The sequence below is a fragment of the Yinghuangia soli genome (genome assembly GCF_021502675.1).
Lineage (GTDB): Bacteria > Actinomycetota > Actinomycetes > Streptomycetales > Streptomycetaceae > Yinghuangia > Yinghuangia soli.
Genome location: NZ_JAKFHA010000031.1, coordinates 5,429 through 26,493 on the forward strand (window position 1 = coordinate 5,429; position 21,065 = coordinate 26,493).

At 73.2% G+C, this 21,065-nt stretch carries 22 protein-coding genes; 8 read left to right on the top strand and 14 right to left on the bottom strand.

The features are described from left to right. Positions 1-243: 243 nt before the first annotated feature. The 7 genes from LZ495_RS33930 to LZ495_RS33960 form a co-directional block, all read right to left on the bottom strand. Positions 244-747 (bottom strand): S26 family signal peptidase, encoded by a 504-nt coding sequence (locus LZ495_RS33930; RefSeq protein WP_235056923.1) that lies wholly within the window; start codon positions 745-747, stop codon positions 244-246. Beyond that, complete coding sequence (locus tag LZ495_RS33935; protein ID WP_235056924.1) at positions 744-2,672, bottom strand: ABC transporter ATP-binding protein; 1,929 nt, start codon at positions 2,670-2,672, stop codon at positions 744-746. The genes LZ495_RS33930 and LZ495_RS33935 overlap by 4 nt, the downstream gene beginning before the upstream one ends. Then, complete coding sequence (locus tag LZ495_RS33940; RefSeq protein ID WP_235056926.1) at positions 2,669-3,232, bottom strand: TlpA family protein disulfide reductase; 564 nt, start codon at positions 3,230-3,232, stop codon at positions 2,669-2,671. The genes LZ495_RS33935 and LZ495_RS33940 overlap by 4 nt, the downstream gene beginning before the upstream one ends. A 15-nt stretch (positions 3,233-3,247) precedes the next feature. Further along, on the bottom strand, positions 3,248-3,781 hold the full coding sequence (locus LZ495_RS33945; RefSeq protein ID WP_235056928.1) for a MauE/DoxX family redox-associated membrane protein: 534 nt from the start codon (positions 3,779-3,781) through the stop codon (positions 3,248-3,250). Between the two features lie 115 nt (positions 3,782-3,896). Next, on the bottom strand, positions 3,897-4,076 hold the full coding sequence (locus LZ495_RS33950; RefSeq protein WP_235056930.1) for a hypothetical protein: 180 nt from the start codon (positions 4,074-4,076) through the stop codon (positions 3,897-3,899). Between the two features lie 105 nt (positions 4,077-4,181). Beyond that, on the bottom strand, positions 4,182-4,697 hold the full coding sequence (locus LZ495_RS33955) for a redoxin domain-containing protein (RefSeq protein ID WP_235056934.1): 516 nt from the start codon (positions 4,695-4,697) through the stop codon (positions 4,182-4,184). 154 nt (positions 4,698-4,851) lie between these two features. Next, positions 4,852-5,040 (bottom strand): hypothetical protein, encoded by a 189-nt coding sequence (locus tag LZ495_RS33960; protein WP_235056936.1) that lies wholly within the window; start codon positions 5,038-5,040, stop codon positions 4,852-4,854. A gap of 252 nt (positions 5,041-5,292) precedes the next feature. Here LZ495_RS33960 and LZ495_RS33965 point away from each other — a divergent pair, with 252 nt between their 5' ends. Then, positions 5,293-6,369, top strand: a complete 1,077-nt coding sequence (locus LZ495_RS33965) for an AraC-like ligand-binding domain-containing protein (RefSeq protein WP_235056937.1) — start codon at positions 5,293-5,295, stop codon at positions 6,367-6,369. Between the two features lie 89 nt (positions 6,370-6,458). Here LZ495_RS33965 and LZ495_RS33970 read toward each other — a convergent pair whose 3' ends face one another. From LZ495_RS33970 to LZ495_RS33980, 3 genes are read right to left on the bottom strand one after another with little or no spacing between them, the layout of a single operon-like run. Beyond that, the gene (locus tag LZ495_RS33970) at positions 6,459-7,469 is read right to left on the bottom strand and encodes an ABC-2 membrane transporter-related protein (RefSeq protein ID WP_235056940.1); all 1,011 of its coding nucleotides are present in this window, start codon (positions 7,467-7,469) and stop codon (positions 6,459-6,461) included. After that, positions 7,466-8,362, bottom strand: coding sequence for an ABC transporter ATP-binding protein (locus LZ495_RS33975; protein ID WP_235056941.1), 897 nt, complete (start codon positions 8,360-8,362; stop codon positions 7,466-7,468). The genes LZ495_RS33970 and LZ495_RS33975 overlap by 4 nt, the downstream gene beginning before the upstream one ends. Further along, positions 8,359-8,763 carry a GntR family transcriptional regulator gene (locus LZ495_RS33980; protein WP_235056945.1) on the bottom strand — a complete coding sequence of 135 codons (405 nt, stop codon included), beginning with the start codon at positions 8,761-8,763 and terminating at the stop codon, positions 8,359-8,361. The genes LZ495_RS33975 and LZ495_RS33980 overlap by 4 nt, the downstream gene beginning before the upstream one ends. Positions 8,764-8,771: 8 nt before the next feature. On the opposite strand from LZ495_RS33980, the gene LZ495_RS33985 reads away from it, so the two are divergent. Continuing rightward, a complete protein-coding gene (locus LZ495_RS33985; RefSeq protein ID WP_235056947.1) occupies positions 8,772-9,044 on the top strand; it encodes a recombinase family protein in 273 nt (90 codons plus the stop codon). Between the two features lie 1,256 nt (positions 9,045-10,300). On the opposite strand, the gene LZ495_RS33990 is transcribed toward LZ495_RS33985, so the two are convergent. After that, on the bottom strand, positions 10,301-10,978 hold the full coding sequence (locus tag LZ495_RS33990; protein ID WP_235056948.1) for a DUF5984 family protein: 678 nt from the start codon (positions 10,976-10,978) through the stop codon (positions 10,301-10,303). A 90-nt stretch (positions 10,979-11,068) separates the two neighbouring features. On the opposite strand from LZ495_RS33990, the gene LZ495_RS33995 reads away from it, so the two are divergent. Together LZ495_RS33995 and LZ495_RS34000 are read left to right on the top strand one after the other, a co-directional pair. Beyond that, positions 11,069-11,917 carry a helix-turn-helix transcriptional regulator gene (locus LZ495_RS33995; RefSeq protein WP_235056949.1) on the top strand — a complete coding sequence of 283 codons (849 nt, stop codon included), beginning with the start codon at positions 11,069-11,071 and terminating at the stop codon, positions 11,915-11,917. Between the two features lie 24 nt (positions 11,918-11,941). Beyond that, on the top strand, positions 11,942-12,490 hold the full coding sequence (locus tag LZ495_RS34000) for a DUF3291 domain-containing protein (RefSeq protein WP_235056950.1): 549 nt from the start codon (positions 11,942-11,944) through the stop codon (positions 12,488-12,490). On the opposite strand, the gene LZ495_RS34005 is transcribed toward LZ495_RS34000, so the two are convergent. Next, positions 12,450-14,015, bottom strand: a complete 1,566-nt coding sequence (locus LZ495_RS34005; protein WP_235056951.1) for an MFS transporter — start codon at positions 14,013-14,015, stop codon at positions 12,450-12,452. The two genes, LZ495_RS34000 and LZ495_RS34005, sit on opposite strands and share 41 nt — an antisense overlap. A gap of 238 nt (positions 14,016-14,253) precedes the next feature. Here LZ495_RS34005 and LZ495_RS34010 point away from each other — a divergent pair, with 238 nt between their 5' ends. From LZ495_RS34010 to LZ495_RS34025, 4 genes are all read left to right on the top strand, one after another. Next, positions 14,254-14,625, top strand: coding sequence for a YciI family protein (locus LZ495_RS34010; RefSeq protein WP_235056952.1), 372 nt, complete (start codon positions 14,254-14,256; stop codon positions 14,623-14,625). Positions 14,626-14,656: 31 nt separating this feature from the next. Then, complete coding sequence (locus LZ495_RS34015; protein ID WP_372498685.1) at positions 14,657-15,934, top strand: RNA polymerase sigma factor; 1,278 nt, start codon at positions 14,657-14,659, stop codon at positions 15,932-15,934. A gap of 134 nt (positions 15,935-16,068) precedes the next feature. Beyond that, positions 16,069-16,650, top strand: a complete 582-nt coding sequence (locus LZ495_RS34020; RefSeq protein ID WP_235056954.1) for a TetR/AcrR family transcriptional regulator — start codon at positions 16,069-16,071, stop codon at positions 16,648-16,650. Beyond that, the gene (locus LZ495_RS34025) at positions 16,647-17,177 is read left to right on the top strand and encodes a dihydrofolate reductase family protein (RefSeq protein ID WP_235056956.1); all 531 of its coding nucleotides are present in this window, start codon (positions 16,647-16,649) and stop codon (positions 17,175-17,177) included. The genes LZ495_RS34020 and LZ495_RS34025 overlap by 4 nt, the downstream gene beginning before the upstream one ends. Before the next feature lie 232 nt (positions 17,178-17,409). Here LZ495_RS34025 and LZ495_RS34030 read toward each other — a convergent pair whose 3' ends face one another. Both LZ495_RS34030 and LZ495_RS34035 read right to left on the bottom strand, forming a co-directional pair. Next, positions 17,410-18,144: a type 1 glutamine amidotransferase gene (locus tag LZ495_RS34030; RefSeq protein ID WP_268823702.1), complete on the bottom strand. Its 735-nt coding sequence runs from the start codon at positions 18,142-18,144 to the stop codon at positions 17,410-17,412. Further along, positions 18,141-19,424 (bottom strand): MurT ligase domain-containing protein, encoded by a 1,284-nt coding sequence (locus tag LZ495_RS34035; RefSeq protein ID WP_235056957.1) that lies wholly within the window; start codon positions 19,422-19,424, stop codon positions 18,141-18,143. Before LZ495_RS34035 ends, LZ495_RS34030 begins: the two co-directional genes overlap by 4 nt. Positions 19,425-21,065 lie beyond the last annotated feature (1,641 nt).

The following is a 21,065-nucleotide window of genomic DNA, read 5'->3' on the forward strand; positions in this document are numbered from 1 at the left end:
TCGGCGCCCCACCAACACAAACCCCCCGGGGCGGGGGGGGGGCCCCCCCCCACCCCCCCCCCCCCCCCGCGGCCGGGACAAGAGCCGGTTTCGGCGGGCCTTCGGAGGGCCTCGAAGGTCCCCCCGAAGGGCCTTCGCGGGACCGAGGCCGGGGCGTGCTCGGAGCTGCGCGGGACTGCGCGGGACTGCGCGGGACTGCGCGGGACTGCGTTCAGGGGTGTTCGTAGCCGTGCCGGACTGCCGTCAGCGGGTGCTCGGAGCCGGCTCCGCGTCGTCGCCGTCCGCCTCGGCGGCGGCCGCGGCGGCACGGAGCCGGAAGAGGACCGTCCCGATGAGCTTGTCCTGCGGGCAGTAGCCCCACTGCTTGGAATCCCGCGAACCGGGCCGCTCGCCGAGCAGGATCAGCATGCCCGGCGGCACATGAGTCCCCGGGCAGCGCGTCGCCCAGGCCGGCACCGGATCCCCGGGGACCGCGACGATGCGCTTGACGTACCAGGAGTCGGGAGAGCTGTCCGCCGGGGTCTTCCAGCCGAGTTCGCGGTCGGGGGCGACGACCACGGCCACCCGCCCTGCCGCGATCCGGCGGCGGCCGCGCAGCATGAGCAGCCGGTCGCCCGGCATCAGCACCGGCGACATGCTGTAGCCGCGTACGGTCACCGCGACCAGGCGGCCGCGGGCCAGCCCCAGGAGCGCCGCCAGGACGAGCAGGACGGCCAGGACACCCAGAAGTGCGGTCGCGATGCTCATCGGACGGCCTCCTCGTACCCCTCGGACTGCGCGTAGCCCTCCGCCTGCAGGCGGAACAACTCGGCATAGGACCCGCCCGCGGCCATCAGTTCGTCGTGCGTGCCGGACTCCCGGACGACCCCGTCCGCGATGACGACGATGCTGTCCGCGGCGCGCACGCTGTTGAGCCGGTGCGAGACCAGGATGCTCGTCGCACCGCGGCGCAACTCGGCGAGCCGGTCGTGGACGTGGCGCTCGGCCACGGCGTCCAGACCCGTGCTCGGCTCGTCCAGGATCATCAGGTCGCGCCCGGACCGCATCAGCGCCCGGGCGAGCGCGACGCGCTGCCACTGGCCGCCGGACAGCTGGACGCCCGAACCCCCGGGATCGTCGGGGTCGTCGAGGTCGTCCGGGAAGAACATCCGGCTCAGCATGGTGTCGTAGCCGCGCGGCAGGCCCGCCAGCACGTCGTGCACGTCCGCATCGGCCGCGGCGGCGCGGATACGCTCATGGTCGTCGAACGCGTCCAGGTCGCCCAGGCCGATGTTCTCCGCGGCGGACAGGTCGTACTCCATCGGGTCCTGGAACACCACGCTGATGCGCTGCCGCAGCTCGTCGGCGGGGATGTCGCGCAGGTCCACGCCGTCCCAGGTGATGCTGCCGCGCTGCGGGTCGTACAGCCGGCACACCAGTTTCACCAGCGTGCTCTTGCCCGCCCCGTTCAGGCCCACGACCGCCAGGCTGCCGCCGTGCGGGACGGCCAGGTCGACGCCGCGCAGGATCCACGGCCCGTCCTCGGAGTACCGGAACCACACGTCCCGCAGCTCCAGTCCGCGCGCCAGCGGCGGCGGGGCCACCGGCGCGGCCGGGGCCGGCAGGTCGTCCCGGACCTGCGTCACGTGCACGTAGTGGCCGAACATCAGGGCCGTCTGGTGCCCCTGCGCGATGCACCCGACCAGCGCCGCCAGCGCCGCCTGCATCCCGGCGAGCGCCGCCACCAGCAGCGACACGTCGCCCGCACTAAGCGCACCGGACGCGGCCTTGTGCACGGCCCAGACCAGCGCACCGGTCGACACGAGGGCGCCCAGCACCGCCAGGCCCGTCTCGTACACCGCGAGCCGCCGGTCGAGCTGCTCCTCCTGCCGGTTGATGCCGTCGAGGTCGCTGCGCATGCGCCGGGCGAAGTAGCCGCCCAGGCCGTACAGCCGGATCTCCTTCGCGGCCTGGGGATCGGTCAGGATCCCGCGGTAGAAGATCTGCCGCCGCGCCAGGCTGCTGGTCCGCCAGAACATGTCGGCGCGGTGGCGGCTGTTGGCCAACTGCGCGAACAGCGCCGGGACGGCCGCGGCGACCAGGATCCCGGTCAGCACCGGGCTGATCAGCAGCAGACTGCCCAGGAACCCGGCCAGCGTCAGCACGTTCTGCGCGCACTGCAGGACTGCGCCGACCAGCCGCTCGGCGCCCTGCGCGCTCTGGATGCCGAGCTGCACGCGGTTCTGGAACGCGGGCTGTTCGAGCTTCGACAGGCCGCTGAGCCGGTTCACCGCGGTGAGCAGCTCGGTCTGCGCCTGCGTCGAGGTGGCCCGGCGGATGCGGCCGTCGGCGTACGCGGAGACGGCCGCGCTCGCCGCCAGCAGCACGGTCAGCAGGCCGATGCCGGCCGCGGCCCAGGTCAGGTCCGCGGTACGGAACCCGCCGTCGGCGAGGTTGTCGACCACGTACTTGAGCAGCCAGGACGCCGCGACCGGGGCGATGCCCGCGATCAGCACGGTCGCGATGCGGACGGCGAGCGCGCCCGGGCAGGCGCGTACCGTCAGGGCCAGCGCGGCGGTGAGGCCGCGGGCGAACTCCTTTGTGCGGTCCGCGAGTTTCACTTTGCCCGTGCCACGCCCGTCAGTGCCGCGCCCGCCGGTGCCGCGGCGGCTCGTGCCGCGTCCTGTGCTCATACGGTGAGCAGGTTCAGGGCGGGCAGCGAGCCCTGGCCGATGCCCGTCTCGGTGATGGTCCCGTCCGCGCGGACGAGCACGAAGCTGGGGTGGTAGCGGACCCCGAACGCGGTCGCCACGGGACCGCCGGACGGCTCGACGGCGGTCAGCCCGGTGAGCGGCGTGACCGCTTCCAGGAGCGGGCCGGCCTCGTCCTCGGCCCCGTTGACGATGGCGACCAGGCGCGCTCCGGACGGGGTGTTCGCCGCGGCCCAGCGCTCGATCTCCGGGAGGCTGTCGCGCGTCGGACCGCACGCGGGGCGCAGGAAGCAGATGAGTGCGGGCTGCCCGTCGAGCGCCGACTCGGTGGCCTCGCCTTCGGGCGTGTGCAGTGTGAAGGCGGGCAGTCGCTCGCCCTCCGCGACGGCGAGGGTCGGCTCGTCCTCGGCGGGGACCGCGTTGCGGGGCCGCGGCGGAGCGGTGATCACGGCCTGCCAGGCCTTGACCACCTTGGTGGTGAGCAGGGCGTTGACGAGGGTGGCGGCGACCATGAGGGCGAGGCCGGCGACGGCGTAGGTCACTTCGGGGGCGTCCTTTCAGCGTCGGCCGGCACGGGCCGAGAAGAAGAAGGCGAGGTCGTCGGTGAAGACCGCGAGCGCGGTCAGGTAGGCGGCAGCGCCGACCGCGAGCGCGACCGCGGGCGCCTCGAGGGACGTGGACGTCCCGTCGGCCAGGGCGACCGCGCCGCCGACCGCGGCCAGCGCGGTGAGCGCCACGTTGCGGGCCACATGCCACGGGCCCATCGGCACCGAGGTCCGGCTGCCGAAGCACGCGCAGCCGACCGAGCTGCCGCGGCGCATGGTGGCCACCGCGACGGCGGTGAACGCGGCGCACAGCACCGCTGCCAGGGCCAGGCCGAGGCCCACCGTCCAAGGGAGGAGCAGGAGGACGGCGGCGAGGAGTTCGGCGGCCGGCACCAGGACGGCGAGTGCGGGGCGCGCGGCGGCGGGCAGGAACGGGAAGTCGCGCAGCGCCTCGGCGAATTGGTCGCGGTCGCGAAGCTTGGCGACGCCGGCCACGGCCAGCACGCAGATCAGCGTCAGGCGGCAGATGAGCAGCAGGTCGGACAACGTGACTCCGGGGAATCGGCACGGGAGCGGCGCGGGGGGAGGGAGAGGAGCAGGCGACGGGGCACGGCACGGGGGAAGGAACGGGGCGGGCCGCAAGCGGCCCGCCCCGTGTGTGTCAGCAGTAGCTCCAGCTACCGCACGACACCGTGCAGCGGGGAGTGTCGCAACAACGGCGGCACCGCTGGCCGCTGGTGCTCCACTCGGTCCAGCAGTCCGGCGGGCAGCCTGCCTCGGCGTCGGCCTTGGGCAGAATGCGTTCGATCATGCGGCTGGCACCGGCCTTGAGCGTGCGCATGGTTCTCCTCTCGAAGTGGGTCGACGGGTCGCGTCGACCGGTGAGACGAACTGTGCGATTTCCTTCTTTCCTCGGTGCGGCCGCGGATGGCGGACGCACCGGGGTTCAGTGGGCCGCCGGTGCGGGGCGGCGGCGTTCGGCGGCGGGGCGGTCCGGGATCACGCCGCGCCGGTAGGAAAGGATCGTGGGGTAGCCGGGCACGCGCAGCGCCTGGAAGAGCGGCTGGGCCTCGGGCGCGGGGACGATCTCGTCCGCGGGGCCGACGAGTTTGCCGATCAGCGTGCTCTCGCCGGTGTCCTCGCCCATCACCAGGGCCATGACCTTGCCTCCGGACTCCCGTGTGCGGTCGGCGCGTTCGGCGAATTCCGGGATCCTGTCGGCACAGGACGGGCAGTCGTGCGAGAAGACGCCAAGCAGCAGCTCGCCGGAGCGGTAGTCGTTGCGGGTCAGGGTCCGGCCGCTGAGCGCGGTGACGGTGAACTCCGGCAGCTTGTCGCCCGGTTGCGGGCCCTGTGCGGCGAAGTCCTCGCGCCGCCGCACGGCCTCCAGCTCCTGCCAGCGGCGCAGGATGACCAGGAGCAGTCCGAGGTTCAGCAGGGCGATGGTCCCGACGAGAACCAAACAGGCAATGACGTAAGGCAAGTTCGACCCCCTGGGACGGATGCACAGGGAGCCAGTGTGGATCTGCCGCAGAACGCGGACTATCCAGAATGCGAGACGATTGGCCATCCAAATCGTTCGGGACCGCGCGGACGGGATTGCCTGCGGGGATCGTTCACGATGATCCGGAAGTTCGTGGAATCTGCGGATCGATGCCATGAAGTCCCTTGTAACAAGGGGAGTTGGTGATCTTGAGAAGCAAGATCATTGTATCGCAAGGGAGTTGCTGACCTGCTGCTTGTTTTCGCAGGCAATCGGTTGGGCAGGATCCGCCATTGGCGCGCACGTGCAGCTCGGTGCTCATGGGTGCCGGGATGCCGAGGCGGGGTCCCGGTGGCGACCGGAATGGCAGCGATTCCACCAAGGACTGTTCTGATATCGGACAGTAGGGTCCGGAAAGTGAACGGCCGGCGACCGGGACGACTGACGGGGAGCCCGGAGCGTGTGCGACGCCACCGGTGCCGGTGTGGCTTCGCACGGCCTTCGCATCGCCTTGGCATCGCGTTCGCATTGCCTGCGCATGGCCTTCGTATGGCCGCGCTGGCATCATCGCGGGATGCGTTCAACCGGTGCGGCACCCGGATCGGGCGGCGGGGGCGCGGGGCCGGTCGCCGAAGTGACCACCAGCATCGTTCCCGAGGCGGAGCGGTTCGGCTGGTGGACCGACATGGTCGCGGACCAGGTCATGCCGGTGTCCGTCCGCAGCCCGCACGCCGCGGTGTTCCGCGGCCGCGCGGCCGTCGTGGACACCCCGCGCGCCCAGGTCGCGGCGTTCGGCTTCTCGCCCATGACGGCCCGCCGGTCGGCGGTGCAGATCCGCCGCCACGACCCCGAGTGCTACTTCCTGGTCCTGGTACGCGACACCCCCATCCGGCTCGAACAAGCGCGCAGCACCGCCTTCCTGGAGGCCGGCGACCTGGCGCTCTTCTCCACCTCGCAGCCCCTGGACTGCGACTTCCTCGACGCCGGCCGGCAGACCCGGCTCACGCTGATCCGGCTGCCCCGCCACGCCCTCCCGCTGGACGGCGACCGCGCCGACCGCCTGCTCGCCCGGCCGATCAGCGGCCGCACCGGCGCCGCACGGCTGCTCGGCGGCTACCTCACCGGACTGCCCGACGCGGCGCGCACCTCGGACCCGGGCACCCTCGAACGGCTAGGCGACATCGGCGTGGACCTGGCCGCGACGGTGCTCGCCGCGCAGCTGGGCGACGACACGGCAGTGCCGGGCGCGACGCGGAAGGCCGTGCTGCTGGCCCGCGTCCGGGCGTTCATCGAACGCCACCTCGGCGAGCCCGGGCTGAACCCCGCGGCGATCGCCGCGCACCACCACATCTCGGTCCGTGCGCTGCACGAACTCTTCCGCGGGGAGCCGGAGTCCGTGGCCGCGTCCATCCGTACCCGGCGGCTGGCGCGCTGCCGCGCGGACCTCACCGACAGCGCACTGCGGGACCGCACGATCGCCGAGATCGCGGCCCGGTGGGCACTGCGCCCGGGGGACTTCAGCAGGGCGTTCCGAAGCGTGTACGGGATGACACCGGGAGAGCTGCGCGCCGTCCAGGGCCTGCAGGTTCTGCCGGGCGGCGGGGGAGGAGCCGGCGGTTCGGGCGGCGCGGCTGCGTACCGCGGGCACTGAGCGAGACGTACCGGGACCCTGCCGACGCCGCGAGGGGCAGCCGGGTCCCGGCTGCCCCTCGGATCTCCTCCGGCAGGGGGTGGCGTCTGTCAGGTCACCCGGCGGCGGATCCACCAGGCGCAGAACCCGGTCAGGGCCAGGGCGAGGCCGAGATAGAGCCCGGTCTCGGCCCATTGAAGGGACCAGAAGTTGCCGGCGGGCTGGTAGGTCACCTGCTGCTGGTAGCCCAAGGCGCCGAGGTCGGCGACGCAGCGGTCGACCTGCTGCAGGGTCGGCGGGCCCGCCTCGGTGCGCAGGCAGTCGGCGAAGGACGACGGCACGGCGGCCGGCTGACCGGCGGCGTCCAGCGTCTGCTGGGAGGTGACCCAGGCCCCTGGCACGTCTTCGAGGTGCGCGACGATCTGCTTGGCGCCGTCCTGGATGCTGATGGGGGCGCCGTCGGGCGCGATCGGCACGGTCGTCCGGTCCGCGGCGGCCAGGTGGGGCCGGATCCATATCGGCACGGCGATCTGGACGGCGGCGTACAGGGCGAGGGTGGCGGCCATCGCCGGCAGGGTGCGTCGGATGACCAGACCGAGCGCGACGCCCAGGACGAAGGCGAAAGCGGCGTGGGCCATGGGGACGACACCCCGTGCGGCGAAGGCCACGGGGTCGAGCCGCGCGAAGTATGTGTCCGTCGCGCCACCGCCGTCGACGGCCCGGTCGATGGGGCTGCTCCACCAGCTCACCGCGAGGCTGGTCAGTCCGGCAGCGGTCATGGCCGCCACCGCACCGACGCCCAGCTTCACCGCCAGCCAGCGCGTGCGGGTGACGCCCTGGTTCCACGCAAGGCAGTTGGTGCCCGTCTCCAGTTCACGGGAGATCAGCGGTGCGCCCCAGAACATCCCGATGACCGCCGGCACGGCGAGCACGACCAGCAGCCCGGTGTAGTAGAGGGTCTGGTCCGAACTGGAGACCTGGTCCACCAGGCTGCTGCCGGCCGTCCGGTAGAGGTCGGCCAGGTGCGGGCCGGTGACCGCCAAGAGGGCGGCGAGGGCGGCCACCGCGGCGGACATCACGGCGGCCTGGGTGCGGAACTGACGCCAGGTCAGCCAGATCATCGGACTACCTCCAGTGCCGGCCGGGTGTCACGTACTGCGTCGGCGGGCCGGGCCATGTAGGCCAGCACGATGTCTTCCAGGCCGAGCGGGTCGACGGTCCAGGACGGATCGTGGACCGCGGTGTCGGTGCGCACCACGAGCGTGGTCTGCCGGTCGGTGTGGCTGGCGGTGATGACGTGCTGACCGGCCGGGAGGGCATCCATGTCCCGGCGCGGTCCGGTGAGCCGGTAGTGGCCGGCGACCAGGTCGTCGATGTCACCGGCAACCTGTACTTGGGAGTCGACCACGACGATGACGTAGTCGCAGGTTCGCTCCACGTCCGAGACCAGGTGGGAGGAGAGCACGATGCTCAGTTCGTGCTCGGCGACGGCCTCCATCAAGTCCTGCATGAACTCCCGTCGGGCGAGCGGGTCCAGGGCCGCGACCGGCTCGTCCAGGATGAGCAGCTCCGGGCGCTTGGCGATGCCCAGAGTGAGAGCGAGCTGCGCGCGCTGGCCGCCGGACAGCTTGCCGGCGCGCTGCTTCGGGTCCAGGCCGAGGCGACGGATCCGGTCGCGCGCTTCGGCGTCGTCCCATCCCGGGCTGAGGCGCTTGCCGAAATCGAGGTGGTCGGCGACGCTCAGCGCGGCGTAGACCGGGGTGTCCTGGGCGACGAAGCCCACCTTCGCCAGTTGTTCCACACCCGCAGCAGGACGACCACCGCACACCTCGATGGTGCCGGCCGTGGGGGTCAGCATGCCGCAGGCCAGTTTCAACAAGGTCGACTTGCCGGCGCCATTGGGGCCGACCAGGCCCACCACCCGGCCGGCGGGGACCTCGAGGTCGCAGTTCTGCAGCGCCCAGCGCTTCTTGTACCTCTTGCCCAGGCCACGGGCTCGCAAGACGGCGCTCACGCCACGTCCTCTCCGGCAGTGCTGCGAAACGTGCTCACGAACAGCGCCTCGATGCTCTCGTCGTCGAGACCGGCCAGGCGGGCCTTGGCCAGCCAGCGCCGCAGGTCCTTACGCAGCGGTCCCTGCGCGGCGAGCGTGTCGTCGGCCAGCGTCCGGGTCACGAATGTCCCGACACCGGGACGGGCGGCCACCAGGCCGTCGTGCTCCAGTTCCCGGTACGCCTTGAGCACCGTGTTCGGGTTGACCGCCATCTGCCGCGCCACGTCCTTGACCGTCGGCAGCCGGTCTCCCTCCCTGAGGAGACCCAGGCGCAGTGCATGCCGAACCTGCTGGACCAACTGCTGGTACGGGGACAGGCCGGACCGGCTGTTCAGGTGGAACTCAATCACCGGTTCCTCCATTTATCTAGTTGCCTAGCACTATAGTCCTCTACGTCGATCATTCCGCAAGGCGCGTCGACCGCGACCGCGTGCACGCCGACACTGCGAGCGGCGCGAGGGCGTCCCGTCCGAAGCTCGAGCGCGGCAGGCAACTGCTGCGCGCAGGCGACGCGTTGAAGGTCGCCCTGCTCGGCCGGCTCTCCCGTGCGGTGCTGCACCTGGTGGCCCTCGGCGCCGATCTGCGCGGGCGTTCCCCGGTGTTCGAGTCGGGGCGGCAGGGCCTCGTGCTGCGCTCGCGCTGAGTGCGCAGGGTTCTTGCGCGGATTGCGGATGACGCGTCGGGGGATGGCCCGCACAGTGGAAGCCGCACCGACGGGGAGGAATCGATGCGGTTGCACGTGGCGGGCCGCCTACTGGCCGTCGGACGGCCCGCCACGGCGTCCGCCGCTGGGCCGAACGGGTGACCTGGCAGCGAAGTACCGGAAAGCACACACCAGTTCGACGTAGCGTGCGGGGACCTGCGTATCGAAGGGATGTCGCGGGCCATCTGCATTTAGTAACAGGCCCTTACTGCGTACAATCTCGGCGACCCCCAAAAAACCTCACCAGCAAGAAGAGAGGGAAAAGACGCAGTTGGTCGTGTCGGTCGGCGTCCCTGGCATGGGTATGCGGCAAGGGGGCGGGCGGGGGAGTCGGAGGTGTGGGAGTGCTTCTGGGCGTCGGGCGCGTACGGAGGCCGGCGTGCGGTGGGTCGGCTAAGACAGCGGGATGTTCCGGGGCGGCGCGTGAGGGCGGGCCGGTGGCCGGGAAGGCACCGATTCGGCTCGGCGGGGCTGGCGGAGAGGGGCATGCGGAGTCGGGCCACCGGCAGGACTGCGTGGATGCGGCGTGCGGAGCGGGGTGCGCGGACTTGTCGTGAGAGAGCGGCGAGTGCGGCGGCATGCGCGGGCCGCGGTGTGGGTTCGCGTCCCGCGGAGCGGTGTACGAGCGCTGCCATCGGCGTCCCTTCGGCACCGATGTACAGCAGTGGCGGGGTGCGGACCTGTGGCGGGTGCGTCGCGTGGGTGCGCGGTGCGCGGCGAGGCGGGCAGTTCGGTCCGGACTCGCGTGCCGTGAGGCGCGTGAGGGCGTGGCGTGTGGGCGGTGGCGTGGGCCTGCGTTCCGTGGGGCGGTATATGGGCGTTGCCGCTGACGTCTCGTAGGCCTCACGCACAGCTGGTGATTGGGGCGTGCGGAGTTGTCGTGAGAGCGGCGAGTGGGCGTACGGCGCCACAGGGCGGTGTGCGGGCGCTGCCCTTGGCGTTCATCGGTATCGATGCGTAGGTGCGAGCGGTGGGGGCAGACGGCGCCGGGTGGTGGGGTGCGTCCATGCGTGGCGTGTGTGTTGTCGTCGGTCGGTTTTCCGGGCGTGTGGATGTGGGCCTCGGCCTGACCCCTTGCGGGGCCCGTACCGCCTGGAGGCCTGACCGGACGCGGGGTGCCGCCCCCCGCGATACGGGGTGCCGCCCCTTTGTCCGGGGGCGGCACCCTGTCTTTGTGTGCGCGGCGGTGTCGGCGGTCAGGCGAACTCGGTGCGAGCCAGGGCGCGTTCGAGCCAGGTCGCGCGGTCGGCGTGTTCGCGGCGCAGGGCTGCCAGGTCGATGTGGATGCCGGGTGGCAGGCCCGCGGTCTCCAGGGTGCGGATCCGTGCGTCCATGGCGGTGAAGAGGTTGTCGTGCAGGTCGGCCACGGCGGCGAGGAAGTCGGCGGTGGGGATGGTGGTGCGGCCGGCGGGTGGGGCGGTGAACCGGACGTCGGGGTCGTCGGGCGGGTTCTCCCAGGCGAGGGTGACGGTGTCGGCGGCGGTGGTGCGCGTACGCCGCAGGCGCAGGCGGGGTGCGACGCGGAGGTATCCGAGGTCGAGGGTGTGGCTGCTGCCGGTCGTACCGGAGGCGTCGGGGGCGAGGAGGTCGGGGAGCAGGTAGAGGAGGTCTTCCCAGAGTCGGACCACGAAGTAGTCGACGTAGTGGTCGAACGGGTCGGGGGCCGGCTCGGGCGGCTGGTCTCGTGCCGGGTCGGCAGGTTCGGGGTCGGCAGGTTCGGGGCCGGGGCTCGGGGGCGGTGCGTAGCGGAGGAGTTCGTGGCCGGCGGCGTCGATGCAGTACCAGCCGTCGGTGAGGGCGAACCAGTGGAGGGTCCCGTCGCCCCAGGGGCGGACGTCGTCGAGGGGGCGCAGGCCGAAGCGGAAGCCGATCATCGGGGGAGTCTGGCAGCTGGCAGCGGGGGTGTCTCCGGGGTTTGCGGTGGGGAAACGGGCTGGCGGCGGGGGGCGGCCTAGACTCCGAGAGTGGACGTGAACAAGCGGGACGATGCGCACGGAAATGCGCAGGATGATGCGCTCGACGCCCTCGCGGTGCTGGCGGATCCGGTGCGGCGTGCGCTGTTCCGGTATGTGGCGGCGGCGGGGCATGACGTGGGCCGTGCGGAGGCTGCGGATGCGGTGGGCGTGCAGCGGACGCTGGCGGCGCATCATCTGGACAAGCTTGCCGAAGTAGGGCTGGTGGATGTGGCGTTCGCGCGTCCGGCCGGGCGTTCGGGGCCGGGGGCGGGGCGGCCGGCGAAGTACTACCGGGCGTCTGCGGGGGAGGTGGCGGTGTCGGTTCCGCGGCGTGAGTACGACGCGGCGGGGCTGGTGCTGGCGGATGCGCTCGAGCGGTTGCGGGCGGACGATGCGGTGGCGGCGTCGGGGCGGGCCGAAGGGCGGGCTGCGGGGCGGGCGTTCCGGGCTCCGGAGGGGGTGCGGGAGTCGGTCGCGGAGCAGCGGGAGCGGTTGGCGGCGGCGTTGCGGGCCCGGGGGTACGAGCCGGTGGTCGAGTCGGGTGTTTCGGGGGCGGACGAGTCCGGGGCCGATGCGTCCGGGAGCGAGGCATCCGGGGCGGGCGAGTCGGCTGCGGGCGGGTCCGGGCCGGGGGATGGCGGGGGCGGGGTGGTGCGGTTGCGGAATTGCCCGTTCCATCGGTTGGCGGAGCAGTTCCCGCCGTTGGTGTGCGGGATGAATCTGGCGTTGTTGGAGGGGTTGGTCGAGGGGGTGGGGGCGTCGGCGTGGCGGCCGCGGATCGGGTCGGGTGCGGACGGGTGCTGTGTGGTGCTGGAGGTGCGGGAGGGGGCCGAAGCTTCTAAAAACAATGATGATTGACATAGAGGCTCGTGAGGTGGTGACATGGCTGCCATGCCGAACACACCTGCCCCGGCGCGCACTGCGTCGACCGATTCCGTGTCCCCTGCCGTGTCCCCTGCCGCCGGTTCCTCGTCCGCGTACCAGCTCGCGCAGCTCAACGTCGCGCAGCTGCGGGCGCCCATCGACTCTCCGCAGCTCGCCGATTTCGTGGCCGGGCTGCACAAGATCAACCAGCTTGCCGAGGCGTCGCCCGGTTTCGTGTGGCGGCTGATCGGCGACGAGGCGAACCCAGATGCGACGTACGAGCCGGCCGTGTTCGCCGCCGACGTGCTGGTGAACCTGTCGGTCTGGGCGGACATCGACACGCTCTGGGACTTCGCGTACCGCGGTCCGCATCTGGACTACCTGCGGCGCCGCGGCGAGTGGTTCGGCGACATCGGGGAGCGCTCGCAGGTCATGTGGTGGGTCCCGGCCGGGCACCGGCCGACGGAGCAGGAGGGCGCGGAGCGCCTGGAACTGCTCCGCCGGAACGGCCCGAGCCCGGAGGCCTTCACCTTCCGGCAGCGCCATCCGGCGCCGGACGCCGGGTAGCGGGCGGTTCGTTCTCCGGGGGCCGGCCCGCCTGCGCCCGGTCCGACGCGGGCCGCATCGCCGCGGTGACGAGGACGGCGAGGGCGGCGAGGACGGCCGCGCAGACGAGTCCGGTGGCGCGCATGCCTGCGGTGCAGGCGTCGTGTGCGGCGTTCAGCAGGCGGGCGGCCTCGTCGGCGGGCAGGTCGCGGCTTGCGGCGGCTGCGGCCGCGGGCGATTCCGAGGAGCCGTCCGTGCGTTCCCGGTAGATGGCGGCGGCGAGTGTGCCGAGCAGGGCGAACCCGAGGGATCCGCCGATGTAGTTGCCGGTCTCGGAGACGGCGGCCGCCGAGCCGGCGCGCTCCGGGGGCACGGACCCGACGACGAGGCCGGTCCCGAGGGCGAAGAGAGGTCCGGTGCCGAGGGCGAGGACGGTCGCCGCGGTGACGATCAGCAGCAAATCGGCTGTTCCCCGGGCGGTTCCGGTGGCGGCCAGGAGGAGGCCGCCGGCCGCGGACAGGGCGAGCCCGCCGGCGATTGCGGTGGCGGGCGGCATGCGGCGGGCCAGTGCGGGGGCGGCCAGGGTGCCGGCCGCGACGCCCAGGCCTACGGGGGCGAAGAGGAGTGCTGTCGCGGCCGGGGTGCGGCCGTGGACGTTCTGCAGGTACTGGGTGACGAGCAGGCCGGTGCCGGCGAGGGCGATGCCGGCGCCCACCAGGGCGGCGAGGACGGCGGCGGACGGGCGGTCCCGGAGCAGCCGCAGGTCCAGCAGCGGTGTGCGGGCGCGGAGTTGGCGGCGGGCGAAAATGCCGCCCAGGACTGCGCCGGCGGCCAGGGCGAGTGCCGGGACGAGGAACTGCCGGGGGGTGTCCGCGGTGGTGCCGTGGACGGCGGCCTGTTTGATGCCGTGGACGGTCAGGAGGACGGCGGCGAGGGACAGGGCGACGTCGGGCAGGCCGAGGGCGGCGGTGCGGTCGCCGCGGGATGCGGGGAGCAGGACCGGTCCGGCGGCCAGGAGGACGGCCATGGCGGGGACGGCGGCGAGGAAGACGGCGCCCCACCAGAAGTGCTGCAGGAGGATTCCGGCGACGACGGGTCCGAGTGCGCCGCCGGTGAACTGGCAGGCGGCCCACAGGGCGACGGCTTTGCCGCGCTTCCGCGGGTCGGGGAACATCTCGATGATCAGGCCGAGGGTGGCGGGGGCGAGTGTCGCGCCGGCGATGCCGAGGAGTGCGCGGACGGCGATCAGGCTGCCGGGGTCGGTCGTGAAGGCGGCCGCGACCGAGAGGGCGGCGAAGGCCGCGGCGCCGGCGAGGAGCAGGCGGCGGCGTCCGATGCGGTCGCCGAGTGTGCCCATGGCGACGACGGTGCCGGCCACCATGAAGCCGTAGCTGTCGCTGATCCACAGCTGTTCGACGGCGGTGGCGCCGAGGTCGGTGCCGAGCCGGGGGAGCGCGAGGAGCAGGGCGGTGGTGTCCATCGCGACGATGAACGTGGGCAGCATGAGGACGGCGAGTCCCGGCCAGGCGGGCCGGCGGGTGTGCATGGCGAGGGCTCCTCGGGGTGTCCGGGTGCGCCGGGGCGTGGCCGCCGTCCGGTGCGCGGTGTCGCTGTTTCACCGGGTGGTCGGAGCGGGCGGCGGGTTCTTGACGCGGATGCCGGGGGGCCGGGGCGGAATTTCGTGCGGGTTTTTCGGCGGGGGATGTCAAGACGGCGGGTTCGGCTCCGACTTCCCCGGTGAAGGGCCCGGCCGGGTCCTTCCGGAGCGCGAAGAGGAGTGCGTCATGAAGTTCCTGGTGGGCCTGCACATCAACCCGGTGGTGCTGGAGGCGTTGACGGACGAGGAGAAGGCGGCGATCGGCGCGGGGCACGGGGCGTTCATCGAGGCGCTGAAGGAGTCGGGGGAGCTGATCACCACGTTGGCGCTGGTGGATCCGTCGCAGGCGTGTGTGGTGTCGGTGCGCGAGGGCGGGCCGGTGGTGACGGACGGGCCGTTCCTGGAGGCGAAGGAGTTCCTGGGCGGGTTCTACCTGGTCGACTGCGAGGACAAGGAGCGCGCGGTCGCGCTGGCAGCGCGGATTCCGGACGCGGGGATCGCGGGCCTGGGGGTGGAGGTGCGCCAGGTGATGTTCTCCGACGGGCCGTTGGAGGCGTGATCCGGGGCGGCGCCGGGGGCGGGATGTGCCGGTGCGCGTGAAGGGGGCGGGGCCGCTTGCCGGTCCGGTGCGGTTGTCCGCGTCTGCCGAGGGCCTGTTGCGCGAGCTTGCGCCGCAGGTCCTCGGCGGGTTGGTGCGGCGGTACGGGCAGTTCGAGGGGTGCCAGGACGCGGTGCAGGAGGCCGTGCTGGCGGCTGCGGTGCGGTGGCCCGCGGAGGGTGTGCCGGGCAATCCGCGGGGTTGGCTGGCGACAGTGGCGGCGCGGCGGCTGGTGGACGAGATGCGCAGCGACCGGGCGCGCCGGGTGCGGGAGTCGGCGGTGGCGGCGGAGGCGGCGGCGGAGGCCGCGGGTGCGGATGTGCGGGTGCCGGGGGACTGCGACGACACGTTGGTGCTGCTGTTTCTGTGCTGCCATCCGGTGCTGTCGGCGGCGTCGCGGACCGCGTTGACGCTGCGTGCGGTGGGCGGGTTGACGACGGCGGAGATCGCGCGGGCGTTCCTGGTGCCGGAGGGGACGATGGCGGCGCGGATCAGCCGGGCGAAGCAGCGGATCAGGGCGGCGGGGAGTACGTTCGCGCTGCCGGAGGGTGCGGACCGGGAGGAGCGTCTGCGGGTGGTCCTGCAGGTGCTGTACCTGGTGTTCAACGAGGGGTACACGGCGTCGTCGGGCGGTGCGTTGCATCGTGCGGATCTGGCGGGTGAGGCGATTCGGCTGACGCGGATGGTGCATGCGCAGCTGCCGGAGGACGGGGAGGTGTGCGGGCTGCTGGCGCTGATGCTGCTGACGCATGCGCGGCGCGGGGTGCGGACGTGTGCGGCGGGGGAGTTGGTGCCGTTGGCGGAGCAGGACCGGTCGCGGTGGGACCGGGGGATGGTGGCGGAGGGGATGGCGTTGGCGAAGGCGGCGTTGGCGGCGCCGGCGTTGGGGCCGTACCAGGTGCAGGCGGCGATTGCGGCGACGCATGCGGACGCGGCGACGGCGGCGGAGACGGACTGGGTGCAGGTGCACGGGCTGTACCTGGTGCTGGAGCGGATCGCGCCGAATCCGGTGGTGACGTTGAACCGTGCGGTGGCGCTGGCCGAGGTGGAGGGGCCGGCGGCGGGGTTGGCGTTGCTGGCGGGGTTGGACGGGGACGGGCGGTTGGCGGGGCATCACCGGCTGGCTGCGGTGCGGGCGCATCTGCTGGAGCGGTCGGGGGAGCCGGGGGCGGCGTACGGGTGGTACCGGGAGGCGGCTCGGGGGACGGCGAGTGTGGCGGAGCAGCGGTATCTGCTGGGGCGGGCGTCGCGGGTGCGGCCGGGGCCGTAGGGCGGGTGGCCGGCACGGCGGGTGCGTGCAGTGTGTCGTGGTGGGGTCCGGGTGGGCTGGGTCGTGTCTCCCCGAATTTATAAATGAACGGCCATTTATAAACGTGCTAGGGTCGGTTCCGAAGGGAGGAGCCCATGCCGCGACCACGTACCACCAGCGATGCCGACATCCTCGCCGCCACGGGGCGGGCCATCGGTGCGCACGGGCCCGGGAGGCTGACCCTGGCGCATGTGGGTGCCGAGGCGGGGGTCTCGCCGGCGACGCTGTCGCAGCGTTTCGGGTCCAAGCGGGGCCTGCTGCTGGCGTTCGCCGCGGATGCGGCCGCGCAGGCCGCCGGCCCGTACCTGCGGGCACGGGCGGCGTACGACTCGCCGTTGGCGGCGCTGTACGCCGTCGCCGCGGAGAACGCCGGGCACATGTCCACGCCCGAGGAGATGGCGAACCACCTCGGGATGCTGCAACTGGACCTGGCGGACCCGGAGTTCCGCGTGCATGCCGCCGCGCACACGCGTGCGGTGGACGCGGCGCTTCAGGAGCTGCTCGCCGACGCCGTCGCGCAGGGCGAGCTGCCGTCCGGCACGGATGTACGGCGGCTGGCGCGCGCGGTGCGGATCACCACGGACGGGTCGCTGCTGGGCTGGGCTCTCACCGGCGACGGCGATCCCGCCGCCCTGCTCCGCGGCGACCTCGACCACCTGCTCGGGAGGAACACATGACTTTCAGTGCCACGGTTTTCATCGGGACCAGCCTGGACGGGTACATCGCCCGCCCGGACGACGACATCGAGTGGTTGACCTCGCGCGGCGAGAAGGCCGGCGACATGGGGTTCTTCGCGTTCCTCGACACGGTCGACGCGGTGGTGCTGGGCCGCAACACGTACGAGACGGCGGTCGGCTTCGGTGCGGAGAACTGGCCGTACGGCGACCGGCATGTGGCGGTGCTGAGCACCACGCTCGCGGAGGACGCCGACCCGCGGGTGACCGTGTACCGCAGCCTGGACGCGCTGATCGCGGACCTGGACGGGCGCGGCTTCGCGCATGTGTACCCGGACGGCGGGCGGCTGATCCAGAGCTTCGTGCGGGCGGGCCGGGTCGACGCGTTCGTCATCAGCGTCGCGCCGGTCCTGATCGGGGCCGGGCACCGGCTGTTCGGGGAGCTGGCCGCGGATGTGCCGCTGCGTCTGGAGTCGGCGGCGGATGCCGGCGGCGGGTTCGCGCAGTTGCGCTACTCCGTGGCGAAGTAGCGGCGAAGTAGTGGCGAAGCAGCGGGCCGCGGCGGCGGGTCCGGTGAACCGTTTCTTTACGGGGAACTGACGGGGCGGGGAGGAGAGTTGTCGGCGTCGGCGCGCCGGGAATCCAACCCCTTCCGGTGCCCTGCGTCCTACACGCCGGTGGGCGCGTACCGAGGAAGTCCCGGTACGCGCCCACCGGCGCTTCGCGCTGTGCTGCTCCTGTGCTGCTGTGCTGCTTCCGGGGTCAGCTCGCGGCGGCGCGGACGGCCTTGAGGCGTTCGGCGCGGAGCTGTTCGTGCCAGCGGTCCTCGAGCGGGGTCAGCGGGACGCCGGTGGCCCAGGTGAGGAGCAGGTCGGCGAGTCCGGGGTTGCGGGACATGACCGGACCGTGCAGGTACGTGCCGATGACCCGGCCCGCGTAGGCGCCCTCGCTGCCGTCGTCGGTGCCGTTGCCGAAGCCTGCGGTGACCCGGGCAAGCGGTTTGACGCCGGGGCCGAGGTGGGTGACGCCCTGGTGGTTCTCGAACCCGGACAGCGGCGGGAGGCCGAGCACGGGGTCGACGTCCGCGAGGACCTCGCCGACGCAGCGGCGGCCGACCGGCCCGCGACCGGACTTGACGTCGAGGAGTCCGAGGCCGGGCTCGACGCGGTCGAGGTCGTCGACGAACTCGTGGCCGATGATCTGGTACCCGGCGCAGACCGCGAGGAGGGTTGCGCCGCGGGCGACGGCCTGGCCGAGGCCGGGGTCGCGGCGCAGGCGCTCGGCGGCGAGGCGCTGCGGGCGGTCTTCGCCGCCGCCGATGAGGTAGATGTCGCCGGAGGTGGGGACGGGCTGGTCGGAGCGGACGTCGATGCGTTCGACGTCGATGCCGCGGAGCCGGGCCCGGCGTTCGACGATGAGGGCGTTGCCCTGGTCGCCGTAGGTGCTGAGGAGGTCGGGGTAGATCCAGACAAGCCGCAGTTTGCTCATGCCGATCATGCCTGCGCCTCCTTGATGGTGCGGCGCAGCTGCTGGAACGCCGTGTAGTTGGCGATGACTTCGATCTGTCCGGGCGGGCAGGCGGCGACCGCGCCGGCGAGGTCGTCGTGGACGGAGAACTCGAGGCCGGCGACGTCGAGGCGGACGGCCAGGTCGAGGCGGCGCTGGCCGAGGACGAACAGGGGGCGGCCGGCGAGCCTGGTGAAGTCGACGTCCCAGAGCCAGGAGGTGTCCTTGCCGTCCGCGTCGAGGGCGTTGACGGAGAGGAACACCGGGGCGGGTGCGGGGTCGATGAGGGAGAAGGTCTCCAGCCAGCCGGCGGGGTTCTTGGCGAGGAGCAGGCGCAGGTTGCGGCCGCGGTAGGAGACGACGTCGTAGCGGCCGGCGACCGCGGTGACGTTCTTCATGCGGGCGAGCGCGGACGCGGTGTCGACGCCGAAGACGGAGGCGACAGCTGCGGCGGTGGTGGCGTTGGCGCGGTTGGCGCGGCCGGGGAGCTGCAGGTCGAGGGGCCAGACCTGGCCGTCCGGGTCGACCATTTCCTCGCCGACGAGGGACCAGGTGACCTGGGGGCGGCGGAAGTCGCAGTCGCTGCAGTACCAGTCGTCGCCGGGGCGGTGCATGACGCCGCCGCACGAGGGGCAGGACCAGGAGTCCTCCTGCCACATCTGGCCGGCCGCGACCCAGACGACATCCTTGGCGGACGAAGCGGCCCAGACGACCAGGGGGTCGTCGGCGTTGGCGACGAGGACGGCTTCGGTGCCGCGGAGTCCTTCGCGCCACTTCTCGGCGAGCATGCGGGTCTCGGCGGCCCGGTCGAGCTGGTCGCGGGAGAGGTTGAGCAGGACGATCGCGATGGGGTCGGCGTCGCGGGCGACACCGGAGAGGTACTTCTCGTCGACCTCGATGACGCCGAACCGGGCGTCGCCTGCGCCGGCGAGGGCGGAGGTGATGCCGGCGGGCATGTTGGCGCCCAGGGCGTTGGAGACCACGGGTCCTGCGGCGCGCAGGGCTTCGGCCACCAGTCGGGTGGTGGTGGTCTTGCCGTTGGTGCCCGACACCAGGACCACCTGGAGGTGGTCGGCCAGTTGGGCCAGCAGATCGGGGGCGATACGCAGCGCGATCTTCCCGCCGATCACCGAACCGCTGCCCTTGCCTGCGCGGCGCGAGATCGCCGCGGTCACGCGGCTCGCGGTCACCGCCAGTTTGGCCCGCGGCGGCAGCGCCTCGGGACCGCGCGCGGGCCCGGCGCCCTGGCCCGGTACGGGGGTTCCTGTCATCGGTTGCGTTTCCTCCACCGGTCTCGCCGTGCCGCCGCGCGACCAGGCCGGCGGCCGTTCTCCTCGGAAACCCCCGCTGGTCGGGGGTCTGCGTGCATGTGCGGTCAGCCTATCGAGATCGGCCCCCCGCGGTGCGGAGGGCGCTCGGCGCGCGGACGCGGGGTCGGAGCACGTACGGGGTGAATGCGGCGGAGAGGGCGAGACGGGACGGCGGGAGGGAACGGCGGGAGGGACGCGCACACCGAAGCCGCCGCTGCCCGAGACCGGCCTGCGCCGGGGCGTTGCTGCGCGGCGGAGGTGCGGGGGCGGCGTGGCGCTCGGGGTGGCCCCGCGGAAGGGGTGGTGGCTGTCGCGGCCCCGGAGACAGAGGGCCCGGCTCGGAAACGGCTTGCGCCTGAGTGCCGCGGTGGGTGGGCGGACGGGATGGCGGGCCGACAGGGTCGAGATCGGCTCGCGGCCCGACGGTCGCTGCGCTCGGTGCGCAGCGAGGTGGGGGCGAGGTGGGGGCGAGGTGGGGGGCACGGACGAGGCGAGGCGGCGTTCCGGGGCGTGGCGCTCGGGGCGGCTCCGCGGACGCGGTCGGCGGCGCGGGCGGTCTCGAAGCGCTCGGCGAGGTACGCGAATGCCACGGCGACGGGGACGGATTCGTCGGCGTCGGATGCCTGGGACGCCTCGGCGGTCCAGGGCGTTGCGTTGCCTGGACGGGGACCGTGAAGCGGACGGCTTCGGGGGCGTGCACGGGGGCCTCCACATGGTGGCGCGGCGTGGGGCCGTCGAGGCCGGTCCGAGGCGCAGCGGCGGCCGGCGAGCCGCGCGCGGGTCTGTCGGCGAACGCGCGGACGGAGCCGAGGGTGTCTCCAGAGGGGTGAGGTGACTGTCGCGGCTCCGGAGGTCGAGGGCCTCGGCTCCGAGACGGCTTGCGCCTGAGTGACGCGGCGGGTGGGCGGAGGGCGTGGTGGGGCCGAGAGGCGGCGTGCCGGGGCGTGGTGCTCGGGGGCGGCTCCGCGGAGGCGCGTCCGCATGCGGGTGCGGGAGGCGGGCTCGGCTGAAGGCGGCGCGGCGTGGTGGTCGTCGAGGCCGGTCCGCGGGGCAGTCGCGGGCGGGCTGCCCGGGTGCGCGGCCTGATGGCGGCGTGGACGAAGCCAGGGGTGCCGCAGGAAGGGTGGGGTGACGGTCGCCGGTCGCCGGTGCGCGGGCACCGGCTCCGGATTGGCGTGCGCCTGGGGGCTGTGGCGGTCGGGGCCACCGGTGACAGCGCGCGGCACGGGGAGGCGCGGCAGGGGTGGCCATCGAGGGCGGCCGGCGGTGGGCGTCGGCCTCACGGTGTGCGGGGGGCGGGGGCGGGGTGCCGGGGAAACGCCGGTCCGTGACGGCCCCGCTCCGCTCGGCGGGAGCCCAGCCGTCGAGTGTGGCTCGCGGGTGCGCGCCCGATGCACGGGGCAGGAGGCGGGTGGGGAGCGCCTGAGGAGCGCTGCGGACGGGGTGCGTGGCGGCTTGCAGGGTGGGGTGGGCGGGACGCTGGGAAGCGCCGCTTCATCGTCTCCGTTCCGCTCGGCGGGTGGGCGTCCTGCCTGGGGAGCGAGGCGGGAGTGCGTTGACGCTGTGGGACACCGTGGAGTTCGTGCGTGCGTCGCCTGTGTT